The 23,668-nt window shown below is 71.4% G+C and carries 23 protein-coding genes and 1 pseudogene; 9 read left to right on the forward strand and 15 right to left on the reverse strand.

What is annotated here, in order from left to right; genetic code table 11:
* Positions 1 to 8: 8 nt before the first annotated feature.
* Genes AB0C66_RS10885 through AB0C66_RS10900 form a run of 4 tightly spaced genes read right to left on the reverse strand, consistent with a single transcriptional unit; the run spans position 9 to position 5,322 of the window.
* On the reverse strand, positions 9 to 1,382 hold the full coding sequence (locus AB0C66_RS10885; protein ID WP_362435772.1) for an LCP family protein: 1,374 nt from the start codon (positions 1,380 to 1,382) through the stop codon (positions 9 to 11).
* A 17-nt stretch (positions 1,383 to 1,399) separates the two neighbouring features.
* Complete coding sequence (locus tag AB0C66_RS10890; RefSeq protein ID WP_362435774.1) at positions 1,400 to 3,487, reverse strand: bifunctional polysaccharide deacetylase/glycosyltransferase family 2 protein; 2,088 nt, start codon at positions 3,485 to 3,487, stop codon at positions 1,400 to 1,402.
* Positions 3,484 to 3,807, reverse strand: coding sequence for a hypothetical protein (locus tag AB0C66_RS10895; protein ID WP_362435776.1), 324 nt, complete (start codon positions 3,805 to 3,807; stop codon positions 3,484 to 3,486). Before AB0C66_RS10895 ends, AB0C66_RS10890 begins: the two co-directional genes overlap by 4 nt.
* 60 nt (positions 3,808 to 3,867) lie before the next feature.
* Positions 3,868 to 5,322, reverse strand: a complete 1,455-nt coding sequence (locus AB0C66_RS10900; protein WP_362435778.1) for an amidase — start codon at positions 5,320 to 5,322, stop codon at positions 3,868 to 3,870.
* A 180-nt stretch (positions 5,323 to 5,502) separates the two neighbouring features.
* Between AB0C66_RS10900 and AB0C66_RS10905 the strand changes: the two genes are divergently transcribed.
* Positions 5,503 to 5,649 carry an SCO1431 family membrane protein gene (locus AB0C66_RS10905; RefSeq protein ID WP_362435780.1) on the forward strand — a complete coding sequence of 49 codons (147 nt, stop codon included), beginning with the start codon at positions 5,503 to 5,505 and terminating at the stop codon, positions 5,647 to 5,649.
* Here the strand turns inward: AB0C66_RS10905 and AB0C66_RS10910 are convergent, their stop codons facing one another.
* Positions 5,650 to 6,879: a hydrolase gene (locus AB0C66_RS10910; RefSeq protein WP_362435782.1), complete on the reverse strand. Its 1,230-nt coding sequence runs from the start codon at positions 6,877 to 6,879 to the stop codon at positions 5,650 to 5,652. It abuts the gene before it with no gap.
* Positions 6,880 to 7,045: 166 nt separating this feature from the next.
* On the opposite strand from AB0C66_RS10910, the gene AB0C66_RS10915 reads away from it, so the two are divergent.
* The gene (locus tag AB0C66_RS10915) at positions 7,046 to 7,759 is read left to right on the forward strand and encodes a phenylalanine--tRNA ligase beta subunit-related protein (RefSeq protein WP_362435784.1); all 714 of its coding nucleotides are present in this window, start codon (positions 7,046 to 7,048) and stop codon (positions 7,757 to 7,759) included.
* Between the two features lie 24 nt (positions 7,760 to 7,783).
* Here the strand turns inward: AB0C66_RS10915 and AB0C66_RS10920 are convergent, their stop codons facing one another.
* From AB0C66_RS10920 to AB0C66_RS10930, 3 genes are read right to left on the reverse strand one after another with little or no spacing between them, the layout of a single operon-like run.
* Positions 7,784 to 7,996, reverse strand: coding sequence for a hypothetical protein (locus AB0C66_RS10920; protein WP_362435786.1), 213 nt, complete (start codon positions 7,994 to 7,996; stop codon positions 7,784 to 7,786).
* A 14-nt stretch (positions 7,997 to 8,010) separates the two neighbouring features.
* Positions 8,011 to 8,640, reverse strand: a complete 630-nt coding sequence (locus AB0C66_RS10925) for a hypothetical protein (RefSeq protein WP_362435788.1) — start codon at positions 8,638 to 8,640, stop codon at positions 8,011 to 8,013.
* Between the two features lie 47 nt (positions 8,641 to 8,687).
* Positions 8,688 to 10,277, reverse strand: coding sequence for a methylmalonyl-CoA mutase family protein (locus AB0C66_RS10930; RefSeq protein ID WP_362435790.1), 1,590 nt, complete (start codon positions 10,275 to 10,277; stop codon positions 8,688 to 8,690).
* A gap of 127 nt (positions 10,278 to 10,404) precedes the next feature.
* Here AB0C66_RS10930 and AB0C66_RS10935 point away from each other — a divergent pair, with 127 nt between their 5' ends.
* Positions 10,405 to 11,319, forward strand: a complete 915-nt coding sequence (locus AB0C66_RS10935; protein ID WP_362435792.1) for a peptidoglycan-binding protein — start codon at positions 10,405 to 10,407, stop codon at positions 11,317 to 11,319.
* A 251-nt stretch (positions 11,320 to 11,570) separates the two neighbouring features.
* On the opposite strand, the gene AB0C66_RS10940 is transcribed toward AB0C66_RS10935, so the two are convergent.
* The 4 genes from AB0C66_RS10940 to AB0C66_RS10955 form a co-directional block, all read right to left on the reverse strand.
* Positions 11,571 to 12,695 carry a hypothetical protein gene (locus AB0C66_RS10940; protein WP_362435794.1) on the reverse strand — a complete coding sequence of 375 codons (1,125 nt, stop codon included), beginning with the start codon at positions 12,693 to 12,695 and terminating at the stop codon, positions 11,571 to 11,573.
* A complete protein-coding gene (locus AB0C66_RS10945) occupies positions 12,695 to 13,378 on the reverse strand; it encodes an RNA polymerase sigma factor (protein ID WP_362435796.1) in 684 nt (227 codons plus the stop codon). The genes AB0C66_RS10940 and AB0C66_RS10945 overlap by 1 nt, the downstream gene beginning before the upstream one ends.
* A gap of 51 nt (positions 13,379 to 13,429) precedes the next feature.
* The gene (locus AB0C66_RS10950; protein ID WP_362435798.1) at positions 13,430 to 14,305 is read right to left on the reverse strand and encodes a DUF4328 domain-containing protein; all 876 of its coding nucleotides are present in this window, start codon (positions 14,303 to 14,305) and stop codon (positions 13,430 to 13,432) included.
* A gap of 437 nt (positions 14,306 to 14,742) precedes the next feature.
* Complete coding sequence (locus AB0C66_RS10955; protein ID WP_362435800.1) at positions 14,743 to 16,353, reverse strand: glycoside hydrolase family 20 protein; 1,611 nt, start codon at positions 16,351 to 16,353, stop codon at positions 14,743 to 14,745.
* Positions 16,354 to 16,618: 265 nt separating this feature from the next.
* On the opposite strand from AB0C66_RS10955, the gene AB0C66_RS10960 reads away from it, so the two are divergent.
* The 5 genes from AB0C66_RS10960 (at position 16,619) to AB0C66_RS10980 (ending at position 20,640) form a co-directional block, all read left to right on the forward strand.
* A complete protein-coding gene (locus tag AB0C66_RS10960) occupies positions 16,619 to 17,098 on the forward strand; it encodes a 2-oxo-4-hydroxy-4-carboxy-5-ureidoimidazoline decarboxylase (RefSeq protein WP_362436628.1) in 480 nt (159 codons plus the stop codon).
* Positions 17,099 to 17,233: 135 nt separating this feature from the next.
* Positions 17,234 to 17,614: a succinate dehydrogenase, cytochrome b556 subunit gene (sdhC, locus tag AB0C66_RS10965; RefSeq protein ID WP_176182458.1), complete on the forward strand. Its 381-nt coding sequence runs from the start codon at positions 17,234 to 17,236 to the stop codon at positions 17,612 to 17,614.
* Between the two features lie 3 nt (positions 17,615 to 17,617).
* Positions 17,618 to 18,088 (forward strand): succinate dehydrogenase hydrophobic membrane anchor subunit, encoded by a 471-nt coding sequence (locus AB0C66_RS10970; RefSeq protein WP_362435802.1) that lies wholly within the window; start codon positions 17,618 to 17,620, stop codon positions 18,086 to 18,088.
* Positions 18,089 to 18,112: 24 nt separating this feature from the next.
* Positions 18,113 to 19,867: a succinate dehydrogenase flavoprotein subunit gene (gene sdhA / locus AB0C66_RS10975; RefSeq protein ID WP_362435804.1), complete on the forward strand. Its 1,755-nt coding sequence runs from the start codon at positions 18,113 to 18,115 to the stop codon at positions 19,865 to 19,867.
* Positions 19,867 to 20,640: a succinate dehydrogenase iron-sulfur subunit gene (locus AB0C66_RS10980; protein WP_362435806.1), complete on the forward strand. Its 774-nt coding sequence runs from the start codon at positions 19,867 to 19,869 to the stop codon at positions 20,638 to 20,640. Before sdhA ends, AB0C66_RS10980 begins: the two co-directional genes overlap by 1 nt.
* A 90-nt stretch (positions 20,641 to 20,730) precedes the next feature.
* Here the strand turns inward: AB0C66_RS10980 and AB0C66_RS10985 are convergent, their stop codons facing one another.
* The 3 genes and pseudogenes from AB0C66_RS10985 to AB0C66_RS10995 form a co-directional block, all read right to left on the reverse strand.
* Entirely contained in the window at positions 20,731 to 20,994 is a 264-nt protein-coding gene (locus AB0C66_RS10985; RefSeq protein WP_362435808.1) for a TM2 domain-containing protein, read from the reverse strand.
* A gap of 128 nt (positions 20,995 to 21,122) precedes the next feature.
* Entirely contained in the window at positions 21,123 to 21,542 is a 420-nt protein-coding gene (locus tag AB0C66_RS10990; RefSeq protein WP_362436630.1) for a DUF2752 domain-containing protein, read from the reverse strand.
* Positions 21,543 to 21,558: 16 nt separating this feature from the next.
* Positions 21,559 to 21,955 (reverse strand): annotated as a pseudogene (locus tag AB0C66_RS10995) (TM2 domain-containing protein).
* A 250-nt stretch (positions 21,956 to 22,205) separates the two neighbouring features.
* Between AB0C66_RS10995 and AB0C66_RS11000 the strand changes: the two are divergent.
* Complete coding sequence (locus tag AB0C66_RS11000; RefSeq protein WP_362435810.1) at positions 22,206 to 23,594, forward strand: serine/threonine protein kinase; 1,389 nt, start codon at positions 22,206 to 22,208, stop codon at positions 23,592 to 23,594.
* The last annotated feature ends 74 nt before the right edge of the window (positions 23,595 to 23,668 follow it).

Below are 23,668 nucleotides of genomic sequence, written 5' to 3' on the forward strand. Positions count from 1 at the left end.
GGTGGGCCTCATCCCACTGGCCGGTCGTTCCGCAACTGCTCGAACAGCCGCTTGGCCCGCGCGTCGTCCCATTTCACCGCGCTGCCCTTGGACGTCGGGAAACCGAGGCTCGCCACCGGCACGTTCAGCCGCTTGCCACCGCCGCCCGCGACACCCTGCATCGCCTGGAACATCGACTTGAGCGTCGGCAGGTCCATGTCCTTGTCCACGATGAGGGTGTCCAGACCGGCGCCCACGGTCGGGAAGACCTTCCACGGCACCAGGGCCTGACCCGGCTCCGCGGCCTTCTTCGCGAGGGCGGACAGGAACTTCTGCTGGTTCTCGCTCCGGCCGAGGTCGCCCTTGGCCTCCTGGTGGCGCTGGCGGACGAAGGCCAGCGCCTGGGCGCCGTTCAGGGTCTGGCATCCCGCCTTCAGATCGGCGCCCGACTTCTTGTCCTTGACGGGCCGGTCGAGGCACATCGGGACCCCGCCGACCGAGTTGACGACGTTCACGAACCCCGCGAAGCCGATCTCCGCGTAGTGGTCGATCCGCAGCCCGGTGTTGTGCTCGACGGTCCGTACCAGCAGCTCCGGACCGCCCAGCGAGAACGCGGCGTTGAGCTTGTTCTTCGACGCCGGGGGGCGTTTGCCGGTCATGGGGTAGGTGAACGGCGGGAGGGTCACCCAGGAGTCGCGCGGCAGGCTCATCAGCGTGGTGCCGTGGGCCCCGGTGTGCAGCACCATCATCGAGTCGGTGCGGCGGCCCTCGGCCGAGCCGGTGTGCAGGTCCTTCTTGTCCTTGCCGGAGAGACCGTCACGGCTGTCGGAGCCCACGATGAGGTAGTTGGTGCCCTTGCCCTCGGCGGGGCGGTCCTCGACCCGGCTCAGATCGACCTCGGTGTTGAGCTTGGACGTGGCCCAGCCGTAGGCGCTCCCGGCGCCGACGAGGGCGAGCGCGAGCACGACGGCGGCCGTCCGCCGCAGCCGCCGGGGCCAGCGGCGGCGGGGAGCGGCCCCGTCGGCCCCGTCGCCCCTGTTCTCCGTACGCGGCCGGTACGGGTCCGGCGGTATCTGCCGCAGCGGAACCGGTTCCGGCACCGGTTCCGGCTGCGGAAGGGGCATCTCCTGGTGGGGCGTCCGCCCGGGGTCGGTTCCGTCGTACGACCACTGGTCCGGCCACTGCTGCGGCGCTTGGTCCGGCCACTGCTGTGGCGCTTGGTCCGGCCACTGCTGTGGCGCTTGGTCCGGCCACTGCTGTGGCGCTTGGTGCGGCCCCTGGACCGGCCATTGATGCGGCCACTGCTGCGGCGAGGGGTGCGGTCCCTGCTGCGGCCACTGGTGGTGCGGTCCCTGCTGCGGCCACTGGTGGTGCGGTCCCTGCTCCGGCCACTGGTTCGACATGGATCTCCTCGCCCCGCTCATCGGGATGGCAGGCTTTCCTTGCGCGCGGCCGGGTCGGCCGTCAGCTCGTCGCCCGCCGACCCGGAGCGCTGGATGCGGTGCCAGCGCAGCCGGGTGCCGAACAGGGCGCTGACCACGGACTGGATGATCACCAGATACATCAACTGCCGGTAGACGAAGAGCTGGAAGGGCATCGCCCACAGCCCCGTCAGCCGCTCCTTGTCCAGCCGCAGCGCGTACGCGGCGCCGAGGAGCTGCACGATGAGGAAGGCGAACCACACGCCGATCGACTCCAGCGGATCGGCGAACAGCACGCCGTACAGCGCGAAGACGTCCACGATGGGCGCCATCAGCGGCAGTGCGACCTGGAAGAGGAAGAGATAGGGCAGCGCACGGCGGGCGAAGCGGCCGGCGGGGCCGACCTCGGTCAGTGCGCGCCGGTGTTTCCACATGGACTGGAGGGTGCCGTAGCACCAGCGGTAGCGCTGCCGCCACAGCTGACGCATCGAGGTGGGGACCTCGGTCCAGGCGATGGCGGACTCCTCGTAGACCACCCGCCAACCGGCCCGCCACAGGGCCATGGTGAGGTCGGTGTCCTCGGCGAGGGTGTCCTCGCTGACGCCGCCGACACCCAGCAGCGCGTCCCGCCGGAAGGCGCCGATCGCGCCGGGGACGGTGGGCATGCACTCCAGCACCTCGTACATCCGGCGGTCGAGGTTGAACCCGAAGACGTACTCCAGATGCTGCCAACGGCCGAGCAGCCGACGGCGGTTGCCGACCTTGGTGTTGCCGCTGACGGCGCCGATGGCCGGGTGGGCGAGCGGCTGGATGAGCTGGTGGATGGCCTCCGGTTCGAAGACGGTGTCACCGTCGATCATGACCACGATGTCGTGGTGGGCGTGGACCAGACCGGTGTTGAGGGCGGCCGCCTTGCCCTCGTTGGGCTGGCGGAGCAGCATCACCCGGGGGTCGTCGATGGAGGTGACGAGGTCGGCGGTGCGGTCGGTGGAACCGTCGTCGATCACGATGATCTGGAGCTGCCGGTGGGTGGAGGCGAGCAGCGACCGCACGGTGGACTCGATGCCCGCTTCCTCGTTGTACGCGGGGACCAGCACCGTCACCGGCTCGTTGACCTCGCGCAGCCAGGGCGAGCCGGGCCGGAAGCGGTTCAGCCGCCGGACGTGGGTCCTGGCGAGGAAGAGGAGGATCACCAGCCGCAGCAGGGCCAGCACCCCGGCGAGGCCGAGCACCCAGGTCATGGCGGTGACGAAAGTGTGCCCGATGCCCTGGACCTGCGTCAGCGCCTGGCCCTGCCAGTGGCCGAGGGTGGACGCCGGAGGGTTGGCCGTGGGCTGGCCGAGTCCCTCGGAGACCGTGGCGAACCTCTCGATCTTCCGGTTCCCGAGGAGCTTCTTCACCTGGCCGTAGGCGGTGTCGGTCTGGCTGTACTGGCGGACGACGCCCCGCTCCGGTTTGCGCAGCGGCCGGTCGGCCGCGACCACCAGGTAGCCCTGGGCGGCGGCGCGCCGGGCGGCCGTCCACTCGCCGCCGCAGAGGGTGTCCGCCTGGGTGGTGAGCGGCAGCCGCAGCAGTTTGGTGGTGACACCGGAGGAGCCCGCCAGCGCGGTCTGGGTCAGCGAGAGCTCCAGCCGGGTGCGCGGCCCGGAGGCCGCGCCGAGGTCGGATCCGGTGTAGGTGAGCGAGCCGAGCTCATGTCCCTCGGCGCGGATCCGCCGGACCAGCTCCGGGTGGCGGACGGCCTGGGCTCCGGAGACGAAGAAGGTGGCGTGTGCGCGGTGCTCGCGCAACAGATGCAGCAGGCGTGGGGTCCACACCGGGTCGGGGCCGCCGTCGAAGGTGAGGGCGACGGTGCGGGGCGGCATACCGGCGGTCTTCACCGTGTCGCCGGCGATGCGGAGCACCGGTCGGCCGGTGTCGGCCGCCTTCGGTATGGGTTGGGTGCAGGGCGTTCGCGTCGGTTCGGAGGCGACCTCGTGGGTGGTCCAGCCTTCGAAGACCAGCGCGGCGGCGACCGCGGAGACGACGATGATCAGCAGCAGCCAGTGGCCGCGCGGCTCCGGGCGGAGTGCGTGGCGCGGGCTCACCAGGGGCTGCCTCCGCCGGATGAGTCCGCGGCAAGGGGCGCGGTCACCCCGTAGCCGTAGCCCTTGTAGTCGGTGCCGACCCAGGACCCGGCGGGCGGGGCGCTGCCGGTGGTGGACAGCTCGGTGGTCCGGGGCGGCTCCTGCTCGTCCTGCCAGATCACCCCGGACAGGGCCGCGACCAGCAGCAGCAGATAGCCGAGGCAGACGCAGCCGACAGCCAGCGCGGCGAGTCTGAGCAGCTGCCGCCGACCGCCGGAGGCGTTGACGAATATCTGCCCGCTCTTCCTTCTGCGCCGCCGTCCGGCCACCGTCTTCACCATGTGGCGGGAGTGTAGTGATGATCTACCGCGGCCGTGACCACAACGGAGGAGATCGCTCCGTTACGTACAAGGGGCCGCGGGGTCCTCGGGTGCGGTGAATGTCCCGGCCATGCGGGGCCAGTGCTCGTACCAACGGGTGTCGGCCTCGAGCTGAGCGGCCAGTGAAATGAGACGGGGCTCACTGCTGGCCGGGCCGAGCAGCTGGGCCCCCAGCGGCAGGGTGCGGTCGGCGTCGGCGAACCCGGCCGGTACGTTCACCCCGGGCCAGCCCAGCACGTTCCACGGCCAGGCGTACGGGCAGGCCGCGATCATCGCCCGGTCGGTGCGCCAGCCGGAGAGACCGGACATCGCGCCGATCCGCAGCGGCGGGGTGGCGGTCGTGGGGGCCAGCACCACATCGAAGCCGCGCTGGTGGAAGATGGCGCCGACCCGGCGGTGCAGCCGCAGCTCGGCGGCGCGCGCCCAGCGCAGCGGACCGCCGCCCAGCAGCTGGCCGTGGCGGGCGGCGGCACGGGTGCGCACATCCAGCAGCGTCTGGTCCGGAACGCGGGCGGCCCATTCGCGGATCCCGGCGGTGGCGCGGGGCAGGAAGGCCAGCCCCACCATCCCGTAGCGCGGCTCGGCCTCCACCACATCATGGCCGAGAGCGGCCAGCCGCTCCGCGAGCCGCAGCACCGCGGCCTTGACCACCGGGTCCAGCTCCTTGGGCGTACCGGTGAACGCGGGCCTGAGCGAGAGCGCGATCCGCAGCCGCCCCGGGTCACGGCCCACCGCGGCCAGCACGTCCACCGGCTCGGGCCGGTGGAGATCGCTCTCGTGGTTGCCGCTGGCGGCGTGCAGCAGCAGCGCGGCGTCCGCGACGGTACGGGCCAGCGGGCCGTTGCAGGTGATGCCGTTGAACGCCTCGGCGTCCGGCCAGGTGGAGATCCGCCCGCGCTGCGGTTTGATGCCCACCAGGTGGGTCCACGCGGCGGGGATGCGCACCGAGCCCGCGCCGTCCGAGCCCAGCGCGCCGGAGACCAGCCCGGCGGCGACGGCGGCCGCGGCCCCGCCGGAGGAGCCGCCGGGGGTGTGCGCGGGGTTCCAGGGGTTGCGGGTCTCGCCGAAGGCCGGGCCCTCGGTGAAGGGCCACTGGCCCAGCTCGGGGGTGTTGGTCTTGCCGACGATCACCGCCCCGGCGGTCCGCAGCCGCCGTACGACCTCGCCGTCCTCGGTCTTGACCGGGAACTCCCCGGGGCAGCCGAACGCGGTCGGCTCGCCCGCCACGTCCGTATCGTCCTTGATCGCGATCGGCACGCCCAGCAGCGGCGCGCGCTCCCCGGCCGCCAGCCGCCGGTCCGCCTCCTCGGCCTCCAGCAGCGCGGCCTCGGCCCGGATCCGGCGGAAGGCGTTGAGGGTGCTCTGCGTCCCGGCGATGCGCTCCAGCGCCTCTTCGACCAGGGCGCGGGAGGTCACCTCACCACCGGCCAGCGCTCGGGCCTGTTCGCCCAGACCCTTGGGAATGACGCTGGTCACCCTGGACCTCCTCGATTCGCACGGATTCGCACGGTGAACGGCGTGACGGTACACGGCCTACGGGTGAGTTCGGCCACTCCCCCTTTACCCCGGGTGGGTCGTCCCGCACCCTTGGGTGGCGTGGGGGGACCGATTTCACCCCGTTCGTCACGATCATCTCCGAGCACCGAGGACACCCGCATGACCGACATCGCGGCGCGCCGCATCGGCCTCCGAGCCCGCACCGGCGGCCCCAAGGACGACGACCAGTTCAAGGAGCACATCGCGGGCTGGGCCCTCGCGATCGTGATCGCGATGCTCACCGTCCAACTCGGGCTCTTCTTCTAGTCACCACCTATCGTCACCACCCCCGCCGGGGCGGCTGTCGCGGCCGCGCAGGTGGGTGTCGAAGAAGGCGCGGACGCGGGTCCGCTGGGTGGTGATCGCCCGGTGCGGGGCGACCGTGCCCACCACATCGGTGACGGTCTTCTCCGGCAGTCCGAGCCGCCGGGCGATCCGCGGCAGCAGCGCGATGGCGTCGGTGTACGCCCCATGGCGCGAACCGCGCAGCGTCAGGTCGCGCCGGGGGCCCGTGCTGTGGTCCCACAGCGCCCCCCACGACGGCACCGTGCGGTGATCGTTGCCCTCCATGCCCATCAGCAGCACCGGCCGGTCCACCCCGTCCTCGGCGACCGTCGAGAAATGGCCCGGCTCATGGTCCTGCCTGACGTAGGCCAGCACTCCGTCCAGATTCGCGGCCGCCGCGATCCGCCGGTCGTCATGCATGCCCTGGACGGCCGCGAAGCCGCCCGCGGACTGTCCGAACATCCCGACCCCCGACAGGTCGGAGCCCATCGGAACCAGCGCCTCCAGCCGGTCGAGGACGAAGCGGGTATCGGCCACCCGCACGGCGCAGGTCTTCCTCAGCAGCTCGACGAACGTCCCCTCCCGCTCGGCCCGTTCGTACTCCTCCGGCAGTCGGCTGGTCTCCACCCGGCCGTCCGGGAACTCGACCGCCGAGGTGTCGAAGGTGTGGTCGACGCAGACCACGACGTATCCGTACGAGGCCAGCTCGTCGGTGAGGGTGGTGCCCATGGAGCGCGGATCGCCGACGCCGGGCGAGTAGAGCACCACGGGGCGCCGGGCGGCGCCGCACCGCGCGGCCGGGGCGCCCCGGTGCGCGAAGGTCCGGGTCGCCGCCCAGTCCACGCGCCCCTTCGGCAGGTCCCCGAGGTTGTTCAGCCGGTCGAATCCGGCCGCCTCGCCCGGCAGAAGCTGCGGTGCGCGCGGATACCCCTCGACGTCCCGGGCGGGATAGCGGACGCTGACCATCAGTTCGCGTGACGGCCCGGACGCCACCCAGGGGTCGGGCCGGTCGTGATCGACGAGATGGTGGGAGACCGTGCCGACGGGGTACGGCCCGGTGGGGGTGGGCAGCGTCAGCCTGGCCCGCCCGCGCGGGCCACGCGGTGAGGCCGTCGCGGCGGGCGTGGCCATCGCCGCCCCCAGAGCGGCGAACGCCGCCGCGGCCAGTACTCCCCTGCGATCCGGCACGCGGCCGGAGTGGTGTGCGTCCATACGCAGAGACTTCCGTCCGCACCGGCCGCGGCACCATCGGGCCATCCACCGTCCCGGGGGTGGGGCCTGCCCCCTGGCACCCCCTGCGGTCCAGCACGCTGCACCGCGCCGTATGCCATAGTGGACCGGCCGACATCGCGCGACAGCACCACCGCAGGGAGAGTCCATGATCACCGACGTAGCGGGCTGGCTGGCCTCCGCCGCCATCGACCCGGCCGTCCACGCGCTGCGCCCCGACTACCGCGCGCTGCTCATCACCGCGGAGGGACTGCGCCCCGGGCCGAGCGACGCGCTCAGCGAACAGCTGCTGGCGGCGGCCGAGTCGGCCGCCCGCGAGCGGTTCGGGGACCGGCCGGTGGAGGAGGATCCGCATCTGGCCGCCTGGCGGGAGGCGTTCCGCGGCTTCGGGGCCAAACCGCAGCGCACCCGGCCCAGCGCGGAGGCCCTGCTGCGGCGGGTGGGCGCCGGACTGCCGCGGGTGGACCGGCTGACCGACCTCTACAACGCGGTCTCGGTCGCCCACGCGCTCCCGCTGGGCGGTGAGGACCTCGACCACTACAGCGGTCCCGCGCGGCTGGTCCGGGCCACCGGCGAGGAGACCTTCGAGACCTCGGCCGGGGGCGAGGCCGCCGTGGAACACCCGGCGCCGGGCGAGGTGGTGTGGCGGGACGACGCGGGCGTCACCTGCCGCCGCTGGAACTGGCGCCAGTGCACCCGCACCCGGCTCACCCACACCACCACCCGCGCCTTCTTCGTCCTGGACGCGCTCGGTCCGCTGGACGACATCGCGCTGAAGGCCGCGGGTGACCAGCTGACCGGGGCGCTGGCCGAGAGCAGCCCCGGGGTGCGGCTCGCCTCCCGGCTGGTCACGGGCGGCTGACCGCGCTCCGGCGCGCGCACCTGCTCAGAACAGGGCCTGCTGGCCCGATGACGGTGGCTCGTCCTCGCCGAACAGCTTCGGCGGAGTGCCGAGCAGCGGCGCGATCCGCCGCGACCCGGGGCAGGAGACCAGTTCATAGTCCGAGCGGCGGCCCGGCGGATCGTGGCGGGCGAACCTCCCGCCCACGACCGCGATCTCTCGGGTACAGACCGGACAGGCGCGGCGGGGAGCAGACATGGCTCCAGTGTCGCTCAACCGCCGCCGAGGTCGTGGGCGAGCTGTCGCGCGGAGTCCCGGGTGAAGCTCCCGGAGATGACGACCGTGCCCCCGGTGATGGCGGTGGCCACCGAGGGCGCGGACAGCACCCGGCCGTCGCGCACGATCGCGAGCCCGTTCTCCGGGGGCTGCCGGGTGGCCAGTTCCCGGGTGAGCCGCGCGAACCGGGCGGCGTCACGGCTGTTGAAGGTGACGGTGACGATATGGCCCCCGCCGTTCGCGGCGTCGTCACCGGCCTTGGCGGAGCGGGGCTCGACGACGCTCATCCCGTCGTCCGGCCGGACGACGTAGCAGACCCCCTCCCGGTCCCGGTACGTCGCGTACGCCTCCGGGTCCTTGGTGGACGGCGCGGTGGGGCAGGTCCCGGGGGCCGAGGTCACCACGGGCAGCAGCCGCAGCGGCTTCGTCAGCGGAGTGGGCGCGCGGGACGCGAGCGTGCTCGGCGGGGCGCTCACACCGGGCACGGAGCCGCCGCGCGAATCCTCACCACCCCCGCTTCCCCCGCCGTCCCCGTCGCCGCCGCACCCCGCGAGCGCCGCCATCACCAGCGCCAGCCCCACGGCCGCCGTGCCCCGTATCCGTACCCGTACCCGTCCGGCCCTCATCGGCCCGCCCCCTTGTCGTCCTGCTGTCCCCTGGACTTCCCGCCCGCTCAGAATGCATCAGCGGGCACATACGTGCCCCACACCTCGCGCAACGCGTCGCACACCTCGCCCACCGTGGCCCGCGCCGCCAGCGCGTCCTTCATCGGGTAGAGCACATTGGCCGTGCCCGGCTCGCTCCCGGCCGCCTTCCTCAGCGCCGCCAGCGCCGTACGGACCGCCTGTCCGTCGCGCCCGGCGCGCAGCGCGGCCAGCCGCTCCCGCTGGCGGTCCTCGATGGCCGGGTCCACCCGCAGCGGCTGGTAGGGCTCTTCCTCCTCCAGCCGGAAGCGGTTGACGCCGACCACCACCCGCTCACCCGCGTCCTGCTCCTGGGCGATGCGATAGGCGTTGCGCTCGATCTCCTCCTTCTGGAAGCCCTGTTCGATGGCGGCCACGGCGCCGCCGCGGTCCTCCACCCGCCGCATCAGGTCCAGGGCCGCGGCCTCGACGGCGTCGGTCAGCGACTCGACGGCGTACGAGCCCGCGAACGGATCGACGGTGGCCGTCACATCCGTCTCGTACGCCAGCACCTGCTGGGTGCGCAGCGCCAGCCGGGCGGACTTGTCGGTGGGCAGTGCGATGGCCTCGTCGAAGGCGTTGGTGTGCAGCGACTGGGTGCCGCCGAGGACGGCCGCGAGCCCCTGCACCGCCACCCGCACCAGATTGACCTCGGGCTGCTGGGCGGTGAGTTGGACGCCCGCGGTCTGGGTGTGGAAGCGCAGCATCTGCGACTTGGGGTCACGGGCGCCGAACTCCTCACGCATCACCCGGGCCCAGATCCGGCGCGCGGCGCGGAACTTGGCGACCTCCTCCAGCAGGGTGGTGCGGGAGACGAAGAAGAACGACAGTCGCGGCGCGAAGTCGTCGATGTCCATGCCCGCCGCGACCGCCGTCCGTACGTAGGCGATGCCGTCGGCCAGGGTGAAGGCGATCTCCTGCGCGGGTGAGGCCCCGGCCTCCGCCATGTGGTAGCCGGAGATCGAGATCGTGTTCCACCTCGGCAGCTCGGCCCCGCAGTACTTGAACGTATCGGCGACCAGCCGCAGCGAGGGCACCGGCGGGAAGATATAGGTGCCGCGCGCGATGTACTCCTTCAGGACGTCGTTCTGGATGGTGCCGGTCAGCCGGTCGCCCGGCACCCCCTGTTCCTCGGCCACGAGTTGGTAGAGGAGCAGCAGCAGCGCGGCGGGCGCGTTGATGGTCATGGAGGTCGAGACCCGGTCCAGCGGGATGCCGTCGAACAGCACCCGCATGTCCTCGACCGAGTCGATGGCCACGCCCACCTTGCCGACCTCGCCGTGGGCCAGCTCCGCGTCCGAGTCGTAGCCCATCTGGGTCGGCAGGTCGAAGGCGACCGAGAGCCCGGTGGTGCCGTGGTCGATCAACTGCCGGTAGCGGGCGTTGGACTCGGTGGCGGTGCCGAACCCCGCGTACTGGCGCATCGTCCAGGGGCGGCCGGTGTACATCGTCGGATAGACCCCGCGGGTGAACGGGTACGCCCCGGGCTCGCCCAGCAGCGCGCCCGGGTCGCGGCCGGTGAGCGCGCCGGGCCCGTACACCGGCTCGACGGGGAAGCCCGACTCCGACTCGCGCGCCATGGGTCCACGCCTTCCTGGTGGCTGATACCGGCTGTTGTCCTGGTACGGGGCCTCTCTCACAGCATGCGTCGATGTTCGCCGAACGGCAGCCCCGGGAAACATCCAGGGCGAAATATCAGTGGACCGGGTGGACTGGGGGGATGAGATGCACCGGATGCCGGTGATCCGCGCCGCGCTCGCCACGGCCACGGCCGCGGCGCTCATCGCGGGATGCCGGGCGGGGTCGGTGACCACGGACGGACGGAGCCAGGACAGACCGCAGGCGCGGACGAGTACGAGCGCCCCCGCGCGGGACGCGCCACGGCCGCACCGCACCTTCACCCACACGCCCCGGCCCCGGGCCGAGCACACCCGGGCCCGTCCGGCGCGGCCCAGAGCTCAGGTGCCGCGGCGCGGCACCGCGCCCCGGACCGCCCCGGCGGTGATCGCGGTGGGCACCAGCGGTGAGCGGGTGCGCGAGTTACAGGCGCGGCTGCGCCAGCTGGGTCTGTTCGGCCGCAATCCCACCGGGTATTACGGCTCGGTCACCCGGGCGTCGGTCCTCTCCTACCAGCGCGGCCATGGCCTGGTGGCCACCGGTTCGGTGGACCGGCGCACCTGGAGCTCGCTGCGCTCCCGCAGCCGGCCGCCCGCGCGGGACGAGCTGTATCCGCCGACCACCCTGCCGCTGGCCAAGCCCGACCGGCGCTGTCTGACCGGGCGGGTGCTGTGCATCAGCAAGAGCAGCCGCACCCTGGCCTGGATGGTGGGCGGGCGGGTGGTCTCGGCGATGGATGTGCGCTTCGGCTCGCAGTACACCCCGACCCGGGAGGGTCTGTTCCAGGTCAACTTCAAGAGCCGGGACCATGTCTCGACGATCTACCACACCCCGATGCCGTACGCGATGTTCTTCAGCGGCGGCCAGGCGGTGCACTACTCGGCGGACTTCGCGGCCCGCGGCTATGCCGGTGCCTCGCACGGCTGTGTCAACGTCCGGGACAAGAAGAAGATCGCCTCGGTGTTCGGCAAGGTGCGGGCCGGGGACAAGGTGGTGGTCTTCTGAGGTCGTCGTCTCTATCGCGGCTTCTGAGGTCGCGGGCCTCCGCGGAAGACATCCGGCGAAGGTGCTGCGAAGACGAAGACAGCGGGAAGAGAGCGGCGCGGGCAGGGCCGGGGGAACGTGCCCTGCCCGCGCCGGATGCGCGGAGCCGTCGGTACGGGGGGAACCTCGGCTCTCGCGCGGCCGATGACCAGTCGGCCCGTTTCTTACAGCGTCACCCCTGAAAAAAACGTCACACCTAAGACCTTGAGCGCTCAACCTGCGGCCGGATCGACGGTCGGCGCCGGGTCATCGGCCGGTGTGGACGGGGCCGGGGGCGGCTGGTGGTCGCCGTCGCCGTCCCCACCCGAACCGCCGTTCCCGTCCGAGCCACCGGAGCCACCGTCGTCATGGCCGCCGCCGTGGTCGCCGTCCTGGCCGCCGTCGTGATCTCCGCCGTGGTCGCCGTCGTCCGAACCGTCGTCGCCCTTGCCGCCGTCGGAACCGGGGCGCGGCAGATCCACCCCGTTCGCCAGGAGGAGCTGGGCGCAGTACCCATGGAGGGTGGTCCGGCCCGCGGACCGCTTCAGCTTGTACAGCGCCCCGCGGTCCAGTCCGCTGCCACCGCCGTACTCCGCGGCCAGATAGCGGCGGCAGGCGCCCAGCGCCCACGGTCCGCCGCGCCGTCCGTCGCCGTGGGAGCCGGTCGAGGGGTGGTCCTTGTCACCCTTGTCCCGGCCCTTGCCATGGCCGTTGTTCTTGTCGTCCGGCGCGGAAGGCCCGTCCCCGCCCTTGGTGGGCGGATCGCTGGCATCGTTGTCCGTGGAGGCGCTGGGGCCGGGCTCCGGAGGAGTGCCCTCCCGGGAGATCTCCGGACGGACCGGATCGCCGTCCGAGTGGCCGTCACCCGGCATGCTCACCGAGGGCGCCGGGCCGCCGCTCTCGCCGAACGGGGTGGGCAGCACACCCGCCGCGGCCGCGACCGCGAACCCGCTGAGCGCACAGCCCGCCAGCGCGGCCACCATGCCCACGCGCAGCTGCCGCCGGACGGCGAACCGGCCGCCGCGCAGCGCGCGCACGACCCCACCGCCCCGGGCGGTCGGCCCGGTGGCGGGCAGCGCGGAGTCGACGGCCAGCGCGGTGAACTCCTCGCGGGCCGCCATGAAGGCGGACACGGCCGCCTCCTCACCAGGAAGCGGAGCTGCGGCATCCGTGGGTCCGGCCGCCGGGCGGGTCGCCTCGGCGACGGCGGAGAGCACGGCGGCCAACCGTTCCGCTTCGGCACACGACTGGTCGTACCGGTCATCGGGGACACCGTGCTGCCCCTCGACCGGTTCACCGCGAAGCAACCGTTCCGCGGCACTGTCATCCAGCCAGCTGTAGCGGTGGTCTTCGGCCATCACATGTCCTTCTGCGTTGGCGCGCACGAATCCGTCACACCCGCAGACTTCGCCACCCCCGAGTTGGTTGCGTTCCCAGACGACTCACGTTGCACGGGAACCCCGTCCAGGACGGCCGGATCACCCCCCACCCGGGGGTCGATCAGATCGGCCAGCCGCCGCAGTCCGCGGTGGGCGGCGGTGCGTACCGCGCCGGGCCGCTTGCCGAGCACCGTGGCCGCGCTCTTCGCGTCGAGGCCGAGGACCACCCGCAACACCACGGCCTCGGCCTGGTCCTGCGGCAGCTGTGCGATCAGCCCGAGCGCGCGGCCGGTGCCCAGGGCCTCCAGCGCCTCGCCCGCGGTGTCCGCCTCCGAGGCCCGGGTCTCCAGCTCCGTCTCGTCGCCGCCGATGGCCGGGCGCCGACCGCGCATCCGTATGTGGTCCAGTGCGCGATTACGGGCTATCCGGGCCGCCCAGCCCCGGAACCGGTCCGCGTCTCCACTGAAGCGTTGCAGGTCACGAGCTATCTGGAGCCACGCCTCCGAGGTGATGTCCTCCGCGTCGGCCTCCCCGACCAGGGTGCGTACGTAGCCGAGGAGACGAGGGTGCACGGACCGGTACACGGCCCGGAAGGCGGTCTCGTCCCCGTCCTGCGCCGCACGCACCGCGGCGGTCAGTTCCGCGTCGTCCCCCTGCTGCACGCTCTCTTCCTGCCCTCGGAGGTTCTGAGGTCCGCGATGGCCCGCGATGGACTAGCCGTGGCCGTAGGGCGGGTACTGCTGGCCGGGCTGACCGGGCGGGGCCGGCGGCATCTGCGGGGCACCGTACGGCGGCTGCCCCTGTGGCGGGACACCATACGGCGACGGAGCACCCGTCCCATACGACGGGGCGCCCGTCCCATAGGGTGCCGGACCGCCCATCGGCGCCGCCTGCGGGGGCAGCGCCGCGCGCTGCTCCTGCATGGTGGTGATCTGGCGGACCAGCAGCAGGGCCAGGATCGCCGCCGCCATCAGGACCACGATGGCGAACATGTCGAAGGCGAGGATGTCATGGAGGCTTTCGATGTCCTCCCTCACCTCGGACAGCGAAGGGCGGTAGCTGTCGCTCTCCATCTTGCCGCGGAGCGTGCTGTAGCGGAGGCTGCCGATGAAGTTGGTGGCCATGGCGACGATCCAGATGACCCACCAGGCGTTGAGCATCCCGCGGTTGGCCGCGTGGGGGCCCTGCGGGGAGCTGGCGCGCCAGATGTCATTGGCGATCTGCTTGGGGAACCACAGGCTCACCACCGGGGTGAACCAGGCACCCGCGGCCCAGCCGCTGCTCATGCGGTGGCTGCCGGGGGCGAAGACCTCGGCGTTCAGCCGCAGCTTCCGGAACCAGACCGCCCAGACCGTCGCGATCGCGGCGGTGAGCAGCAGGTAGATCACCCAGGCGCCGAGGAAGAAGTCGTCCGCGTCGTCCAGGTCCTGCTGGGTGACCGAGGTGGGGTCGTCGAGCATGTCGCCGATGACGTCCCATTGACCGGCCCGGCCCACCAGCACCAGGATCAGCGCGGGAAGGGCCACGGCGAACAGCACGGTGAGCGTGGTCGCGAGCCCGCGGCGCAGATCCACGCCTCCGGTCGGCATTCCCATCGACGGTGCGACGGGATACCCTCCGGGCGCCTGCGGCTGCTGATACTGCTGCTGGAACGTTCCGCATGCGGCACAGCGCCCGTCGGGCCCGACGGCGACAGCGCGGCAGTTCCCGCACGGATACATTTTGAGTCCCCCTGGGGACGTGGCCCGCACCAGGCCACGCGTGAAGATAAGCAATTGACCGCGCCCACAGCGCGGACCTGCACGTTACGGGCATCCGCCCGGTCGCGTCCAGAGCCGAATGGGCCCCCGGACGCGCTCCGGGTCCCGCAGGTTTCATCCCGGTCACGGGTGTGACGTATTCGAGGCATGCGACGCTGTAGGGAGTAAGGGCTCCACGCGGGCCCACGCTGGACGGCGGCCGGGGCCTCTCCTGTGGGGGGTGGCGGCCCCGGCCGTCCTTCCTCTTCCCGCCTTTTCCCGCGCCATCAGACGCCCAGCCGGTCCGCGAGCGCGCGGAAGTCGGCCCAGCTCAGCGTGGGCTTCCCGGGATCCCACAGCCGTTGGGCGAGCGCCGCGAGCGGCAGCCGGACGCCCCGGGCGACCTGGGCCTGTGTCTGGGCCTCCGGATGGTCGGACCAGATCGCGAAGCGCGCGCCGAGCACCCGGCCGGGACCGGTCAGATTCTTGTCGGCGACCGGCTTGGTGCCGCGCAGAGTGCCGGGCGTCCACTGTTCGTAGATACGTTCGCCCGTCGGGTAGCGGAAGCCGTTGGGCTCGCCGAGTACGTAATAGAGGTACTCGGAGTTGAGATTGACCAGGTCGCGGCCCTCGCGCAGATACGGCTCCGGTGGCCGGGCGGCCTCCTTCAGCCTGCCCGTCCAGTATTCGACCTGAATGTTGCGGTCGGGGGTGACCACACCCCCGGGGAGGAAGCCGTCGTTCCACGCCTTGGGCTGCTTGCCCAGCTCCCGGGCGACCGCCGCCCGGTCGTTCAGCCAGCCGGTGGCCAGGTCCTGGACCGTCGCCCGGGATCCGTACTTCCGCTTGGCGGCGGCGGCCAGCTGCGGGAACGACGCCTGGGGGTCCTTCACGGTGAGTGCCAGATACTCATCGGCGCCCAGATGCCAGTAGCGGCCGGGGAACAGCGGTGCGTACTCGCGCATCAGCTCGTCCACGATCCGCGCCGCGGCCGGATCGGAGATGTCCACCGCCCCGATGAACCGGGTCCCGGAGGCGTTGCGCAGCTGGAGCCCGGGGTGGGCGTCGATCACCGCGCCGAGGTGGCCGGGTGAGTCGATCTCGGGGATGACGGTGATGTGCAGCCGCTGGGCGAGGGCGACGATCCGCCGGACCTCGGACTTGGTGAGGTGCTGCTGGGAGACGATCTCGGGGTGGCTGCTGCTCTGGATGCGGAACCCCTGGTCGTCCGAGAAGTGCAGACCGAGCTGGTTGAGCTTGAGGTCGGCCATCTCGCGCAGCCGTGCCTCGATCCAGGAGGCCGTGTAGAACTTGCGGGCGATGTCGAGGTTGAGGCCGCGCTGGGCGCGGGCGGGCCGGTCGTGGATCACACCCGCGGGGACCCGGCCGCCGGAGCGCAGCGCCTGCTTGACGGTGCGGGTGCCGTAGAACACACCGGTGTCGGTGGCGCCGGTGATCCGGGCCCGGCCGTCCTTGACGGTCAGGGCATAGCCCTCGCGGCCACCGCTCTGCCCGGGTTTCAGCGCCAGGGAGAGATCACCGCCGTGGGCCTTGCCGGAGACGGCCTTGATCCCGAGCTCGTCGGCGATCATCCGGGCCTCGTCGGCCAGCGGGCCCTTGAGGTCGGCCACCACCCGGCTGTTGTCGCCGGGCCGCCAGCTGGATCCGGTCCCGGGCTCGAAGGAGCGGACCGAGGGGATGGTGCGGGGCGGGGTGGCCGGCGCCTTGGCGGGCGCCGAGGCCGAGGGGGACGCCGAGGGGGATGTGGCCGGGGTATCGCCCGGGGAGGACTCCGTGGGCTGCTGACAGCCGAGCGCTATCAGGACGAAGGTCGCGGCGGCACCGGCGACGGTGCCGCGGACGCATGCGGCCCTGTTCACTCTCCGGGGCATTCCCATGGCGCAAACCTCCAGTTTCAGGCGAAATCCGCCCCGCGCCTCGACATGCCGTCCACTCCTCACAACAAAACGTCCCCGTACGGGTGAATTTACGCTCTCTGCGCCACACCGGCCTGTTCACATCGTTAACGTGTATCACTCACGCCCCGACGCGCCCCCGCGATGCGCGTCCAAGGAGCCCACCCTGTCCAGGTCCCGGTCCCGCGACGCAGTCCAGAGCCTCGACCGGCTCAACGCCGCCACCGCCGCGGCGGCCGAGGAGGCACTGCTCGGGTGCTGCGGCAGCCGCCGCTGGGCACGGCTGATCGTGGCCCACCGCCCGTACCCCGACCTGGAGGCGCTGCTCGCCGCCGGGGACGAGGCCAGCTACGACCTGACCGCCGCCGACCTGGACGAGGCGCTGGCCGACGAGTCGATGGTCGGCCACCCCCTCCCTGCCGCCGACAGCCTGGGCGCCCTCGCCGCTCACACCGCGCTACGGGCCGCGCACGCGGAGTATGAGCGCCAGTTCGGCCATGCCTTCGTGATCTGTCTGGACGGCCTCGGCCCGGACGCGATGCTGGACCAGCTGCTCACCGGCATCCGCACCCGGCTCGGCAATGAGCAGGAGGAGGAGCGGACGAACGCGGCGGAGGAGCTCCGGCGGATCGCCCGTGGACGGCTGGCCCGGTTGACCCGGAATGACCCGGTTTGCCGTGAATCATGCGGTTCCGGCCCCCCTGATCGGCCGTACGTGCCTCTTTGATCACACCTGACCACCCCCGGGCGGAGGAACCGACAACACGTCGCTACGATGGCCAGGGCCGGTGGACCGTACCCGGCCGGGCCAGACCGACAGTCAAGCCGGCAGGCCCCAATCCCCGCTTCCGGAGGGTTTTCCGTGCCGGCTGGAACGCTGTATCGCGGCCGGGAAGGTATGTGGTCCTGGGTGGCTCATCGAGTCACCGGCGTCCTCATCTTCTTCTTCCTGTTCGTACACGTCCTGGACACCTCGCTCGTCCGCGTCTCCCCCGAGGCCTACGACGATGTGGTCGCGACGTACAAGAATCCCATCGTGAACCTGATGGAGTACGGCCTCGTCGCCGCCATCCTGTTCCACGCCCTCAACGGTCTGCGCGTCATCGCCGTGGACTTCTGGTCGAAGGGCCCGAAGTACCAGCGTCAGATGCTCTGGTCCGTCGTCGGTATCTGGGTCGTGCTGATGGCCGGGGCCTTCTACCCGATCCTCCAGCACACGCTGCGCGAACTGTTCGGGAGCTGACGCATGTCCGCCGAGACCACCACCCCCGCCAAGGACGCGGTCAGCGCGTACGACGTGGACCACCCCGCGCCGGTCATCGAGCCGCCGAGGGCCCGTACCCGTAAGACGCCCAAGGCGACCCGCACCAACTTCGAGATGTACGGCTGGCTCTTCATGCGCCTGTCCGGCATCGTGCTGGTCGTCCTGGTCCTGGGCCATCTGCTGATCCAGCTGGTCCTCGACGGCGGTGTCTCCAAGATCGGCTTCGCCTTCGTGGCGGGCCGCTGGGCCTCGCCGTTCTGGCAGGCATGGGACCTGATCATGCTCTGGCTCGCCACGCTGCACGGCGCGAACGGTCTGCGCACGGTCATCAACGACTACGCCGAGCGGGACAACACCCGCCTGTGGCTGAAGGCGCTGCTCTACACGGCGGCAGGATTCACCATCGTGCTCGGCACTCTGGTGATCTTCACCTTCGACCCGAACATCCGCTAGGCCACGGGGCTGAGGTATCCACTCATGAAGATCCACAAGTACGACACCGTCATCGTGGGCGCCGGTGGCGCCGGTATGCGCGCGGCCATCGAGTCGACGAAGCGCAGCCGTACGGCGGTGCTCACCAAGCTGTACCCGACCCGCTCCCACACCGGCGCCGCCCAGGGCGGTATGGCAGCCGCCCTCGCCAACGTCGAGGAGGACAACTGGGAGTGGCACACCTTCGACACGATCAAGGGCGGTGACTACCTGGTCGACCAGGACGCCGCCGAGATCCTGGCGAAGGAGGCCATCGACTCGGTCCTGGACCTGGAGAAGATGGGGCTGCCGTTCAACCGGACCCCGGACGGCACCATCGACCAGCGCCGCTTCGGCGGCCACAGCCGTAACCACGGCGAGGCCCCGGTCCGCCGGTCCTGCTACGCCTCGGACCGCACCGGCCACATGATCCTCCAGACGCTGTACCAGAACTGCGTCAAGGAGGGCGTGGAGTTCTTCAACGAGTTCTACGTCCTGGACCTGCTGATGACCGAGGTCGACGGGGTCAAGCGCACCGCCGGTGTGGTCGCCTACGAGCTGGCCACCGGCGAGCTGCACGTCTTCCAGGCCAAGGCCGTGGTCTTCGCCTCCGGCGGCTGCGGCAAGTTCTTCAAGGTGACCTCCAACGCCCACACCCTCACCGGTGACGGCCAGGCGGTCGCCTACCGGCGCGGGCTGCCGCTGGAGGACATGGAGTTCTTCCAGTTCCACCCGACCGGCATCTGGCGGATGGGCATCCTGCTGACGGAGGGCGCCCGCGGTGAGGGCGGCATCCTCCGCAACAAGGACGGCGAGCGCTTCATGGAGAAGTACGCGCCGGTCATGAAGGACCTCGCCTCGCGTGACGTGGTCTCGCGCTCCATCTACACCGAGATCCGTGAGGGCCGCGGCTGCGGTCCCGAGGGTGACCACGTCTATCTGGACCTCACCCACCTGCCGCCGGAGCAGCTGGACGCCAAGCTGCCGGACATCACCGAGTTCGCGCGCACCTACCTGGGCATCGAGCCGTACACCGACCCGATCCCGATCCAGCCGACCGCGCACTACACGATGGGCGGCATCCCCACCAACGTCGAGGGCGAGGTGCTGTCGGACAACGACACCGTCGTCCCCGGTCTCTACGCCGCGGGCGAGGTGGCCTGCGTCTCCGTGCACGGCGCCAACCGTCTGGGCACCAACTCGCTGCTCGACATCAACGTCTTCGGCCGCCGCGCGGGCATCGCCGCCGCGGAGTACGCCGCCAAGGCCGACTTCGTCGAGCTGCCGGAGAACCCGGCCGAGCTGGTCCGCGACCAGGTGGAGAATCTGCGCGACGCCACCGGCACCGAGCGGATCACCGAGATCCGCAAGGCGCTCCAGGAGACCATGGACAAGAACGTCATGGTCTTCCGCACCGAGCAGACGCTCAAGGAGGCCGTCGAGGAGATCGGCCACCTCCGCGAGCGCTACAAGAATTGCAGCGTCCAGGACAAGGGCAAGCGGTTCAACACCGACCTGCTGGAGGCCATCGAGCTGGGCAACCTGCTCGACCTGGCCGAGGTCATGGCGATCTCCGCACTGGCCCGCAAGGAGTCGCGCGGCGGTCACTACCGCGAGGACTACCCGAACCGCGACGACGTCAACTTCATGCGTCACACCATGGCCTACCGCGAGGTGGGCGCGGACGGTTCGGAGTCCATCCGCCTCGACTACAAGCCGGTCGTGCAGACCCGCTACCAGCCGATGGAGCGTAAGTACTGATGAGCACCCCCACGCTGGAGAAGAACCCGGAGTCCCCGGAGGCGACCGACGCCACCGCCTCGCACCTGGTCACGGTCACCTTCCGGATCCGGCGCTTCAACCCGGAGATCTCGGACCAGGCGGTCTGGGAGGACTTCCGGTTCGAGATCGATCCCAAGGAGCGCGTCCTCGACGGCCTCCACAAGATCAAGTGGGACATGGACGGCACGCTGACGTTCCGCCGTTCCTGCGCCCACGGCATCTGTGGCTCCGACGCCATGCGGATCAACGGCCGTAACCGGCTGGCCTGTAAGACGCTGATCAAGGACATCAGCCCGGAGAAGCCCATCACGATCGAGGCCATCAAGGGCCTGACGGTCCTCAAGGACCTGGTCGTGGACATGGAGCCGTTCTTCCAGGCGTACCGCGATGTGATGCCCTTCCTGATCACGACGGGCAATGAGCCGACGCGGGAGCGCCGTCAGTCCGCCGAGGACCGCGAGCGGTTCGACGACACCACCAAGTGCATCCTGTGCGCCGCGTGCACCTCCTCGTGCCCGGTGTTCTGGAACGACGGCCAGTACTTCGGCCCGGCGGCGATCGTCAACGCGCACCGCTTCATCTTCGACTCGCGCGACGAGGGCGGTGAGCAGCGGCTGGAGATCCTCAACGACAAGGACGGTGTCTGGCGCTGCCGCACCACCTTCAACTGCACGGAGGCCTGCCCGCGTGGCATCGAGGTCACCAAGGCCATCCAGGAGGTGAAGCGCGCGCTGATCACGCGTCGCTTCTGACCTCAGCGGTCGCGCACCACCCTTACGGCGAGGGCCCCGCACTCCGACAAGGAGCGCGGGGCCCTCGCCGTCCCGGGAGGCCGGGAAACGTCAGCCGCGGAGGACGCGGCCCCGGCTGTCGGTGCGGTCGTTGCTCGTCAGGAACAGGATGTCGTCGATCAGGGCCCAGATGCCCAGACCGCCGCAGGTGAGGAGCTGGGCGACGGCCACACCGGTGGAGCCGGTGTAGAAGCGGCCGAGGCCGATGAAGCCCAGGAAGAGCTGGAGCACGCCCGCGACGATCTTGGACTTGTCGGAGTACGGACGGCCCTGCGGATCGAAGCCGTAGGGAGCGTCAGGGGTAGGGACGGACATGGATGTTTCTCCTGCCGGACAGCGGGGTGCGGAGTGCCCCCGTCGGGGGTGTCAGAGAGGGAGGTGACATACCGCCGGAGCGGAGGCCGGGGTGGGTCACCCCGGTCACCGGAGGGGGCGGACCGTGCTCACACCAGATTGCGGAGCACGGTCCAGCCCACGGCCGCGAGCAGCATCAGCGCCCGGGACCGCGCGCTGAACGAAGGGCGCCAGCGGCGCCCGCGCAGGCCCTCCAGTAACCAGCGCGCCAGCAGGGCCAGCGCGAAGGGGGCGGCGAGCAGCAGGGCCCGGTTGTCGGACCAGGCCATGGCGAGATGACCGTGCATCAGGTCGTACACCATGCGAGTGCCGCCGCAGGCCGGGCAGAGCAACCCCGTGACCAGGTGGAACGGACAGCGGGGCAGCAGCCGGCCGGGCTGGTGCGGATCCGTGGCATAGACGTATGCCGCACCGGCCAGCCCTGCGACCAGCACTGTCAGGGGTGCCGTCGCCGGGTGCCATAGGAGCTGTGGGAGCCGTGGCCGCCGTGAGAGCTTCTGGACGGGCAGCCGCGCTAACCGGGGCTCAGTCACGCAGGATGCGCCCTTGCCCGTCGGTGGTGTTGTTGCCCACCAGCAGGATGATCCCGTCGATCAGGGCCCAGATGCCCAGACCGCCGCAGGTGAAGAGCTGCGCGAGCCCCATACCGACATGGCCGATGTAGAAGCGCCCGACGCCGAAGGGCCCCAGGACCAGCTGGAACGCTCCTGCGGCGATCTTCGACTTATCCGAGTACGGACGGCCGTAGGGGTCGTAGCCGTACGGGGCATGGGGGTTGGGCGGATGGCCACCGGGCGGTGCGGGGCCCGTGGGATATCCGGGGCGGTGCGGCGGCCGCGTACGGTCCGGGCTGCCCGTAGCCGTAGGGGCCGGGCTGCTGGGCGTACGGCCCTGTCGGCTGCTGGCTCAAGGGGAAGTGCACTCCATCGGTGTGCACGGTCGAACGCGACCGCGCCTCACACGCCAGGAGCGGGGTGGGTGCCGGGGCTTCAGTGTTCTTCCCCAGTCGTACCCCAGTTCTGAGGGAAGGTTTGAGCAGCGTTCGGGCGGGGACGAGTGCCCCGCTTTCGGGCACCAACCCCATTTCTCCCGCGCCCCATTGAGCACATGCCGATCTCCAGGCGTACCTCCTAGGGGAAAGCCGTTGGGCGTGTGGAGCAAGGGGTGAGACCATGACCGGCGCGAACCAGCCCGCTCAGGGGGCGCAGGCCGTCCGGCCCGATACCGACCGCCGTCCGCTCAGTGAACTGCTGGACCGCGAGGGCCGTTTGGAGATCCACCGGGCGGCCGGGATCGGTCTGCGGCTGCTCGACGTCCTCAACGCCGCCCACGTCAAGGGCATCACCCATGGCGATCTCAATCCGGCGCGGCTCATGCTGCTGTCTGACGGTGAGATCGTTCTCAGCGGCTTCGGCACCACCGGTACGGATCACTCCCGGGTCACCGACCCCGCGTTCGCCGCCCCCGAGCAGGTGCGGGGAGGTCCCGCGACTCCGGCGTCCGATCTGTGGTCCCTGGGCGCGATCCTCTTCGCCATGGTCGAGGGCCATCCGCCGCACCCCGACTGGAGCGGGCTCGACACGACCAAGGCCGGGCCGCTCACCCAGGTGATCCATGGGCTGCTGCGCCCCGAGTCCACCTCGCGGCTGACCGAACCCCTGGTCCGCCAGGCCCTGGAGCGGGTCCTCTACCAGCCCCCGCCCGAGGAGACGCGGCCCACGGCGCGGCTCCCCTGGCTGCACGGCACCTGTGAGGCGCTGTGGCCGAGGGGCCATCGGCGCGAGGGGCGGAACGTCCGGCGCGGGGTGGTGGTAGCGGCCGGAATCGCCCTGGCGACGGTCGCCTCGATGGTGGCGCTCGCCTCGACCGGCGCCCTGTCCGGGGGCAACAGCGCCGGCTCCGCCCCCACCCGTACCGCGCGCCCGCCGGATGTGGCGCAGCCGAGCCTGCCGCGCGAGCCCACCCCCTCGAAGACCACACCGCCCCCCTCCCCCTCCTCGCCCGCCGCACCCTCCGATCCGTCCGGCCCGCCCGCGTCGGCCACCCCCTCCGATCCGCCCAGCAGCGGCGGGAGCGGCGGGGGCGGCGACGACGAGGCCGGGGACTTCGTCCGCTTCACCGCCGAGAAGGAGGGGTTCTCCATCGATGTGCCCAAGGGCTGGAAGCGGGTGGAGAGCGGTTCGCCCTTCCATGTGAAGTTCGCCCCCACGGACGAGGACGACGACCGGAATCTGGTCGTCACCTTCGGCCAGGGCTCCGAGGACGACGACCCCGTGGAGGTCTGGGAGAGCCTGGTGCCGTCGCTGGAGAAGTACTCGCCGGGCTTCCAGCGGGTCGACGACATCCGCAGAGTCGAGTACCGCGACTGGAAGGCGGCGGACATGATCTGGTCCTCGGCCGTCGGCGACGACTCCTTCCTCACCTTCGGCCGCGGCTTCCTCGTCGGCGGCGGCCGGGGCTTCTCCATCCGCTGGACGGTCCCGGCGGACGACACGGCCTCCCCGGAGAACCAGAAGGCGCTCAATACCTTCCTCACGTCCTTCGAGGAGACCGAGGACTGAGCCCCACCGCCGTACCGCGGCGATGAGCCATGGGCCGCTATACACGCGGTGTATACACATCGCGTATAGTGCCG

The organism is Streptomyces sp. NPDC048636 (assembly GCF_040650655.1).
Lineage (GTDB): Bacteria > Actinomycetota > Actinomycetes > Streptomycetales > Streptomycetaceae > Streptomyces.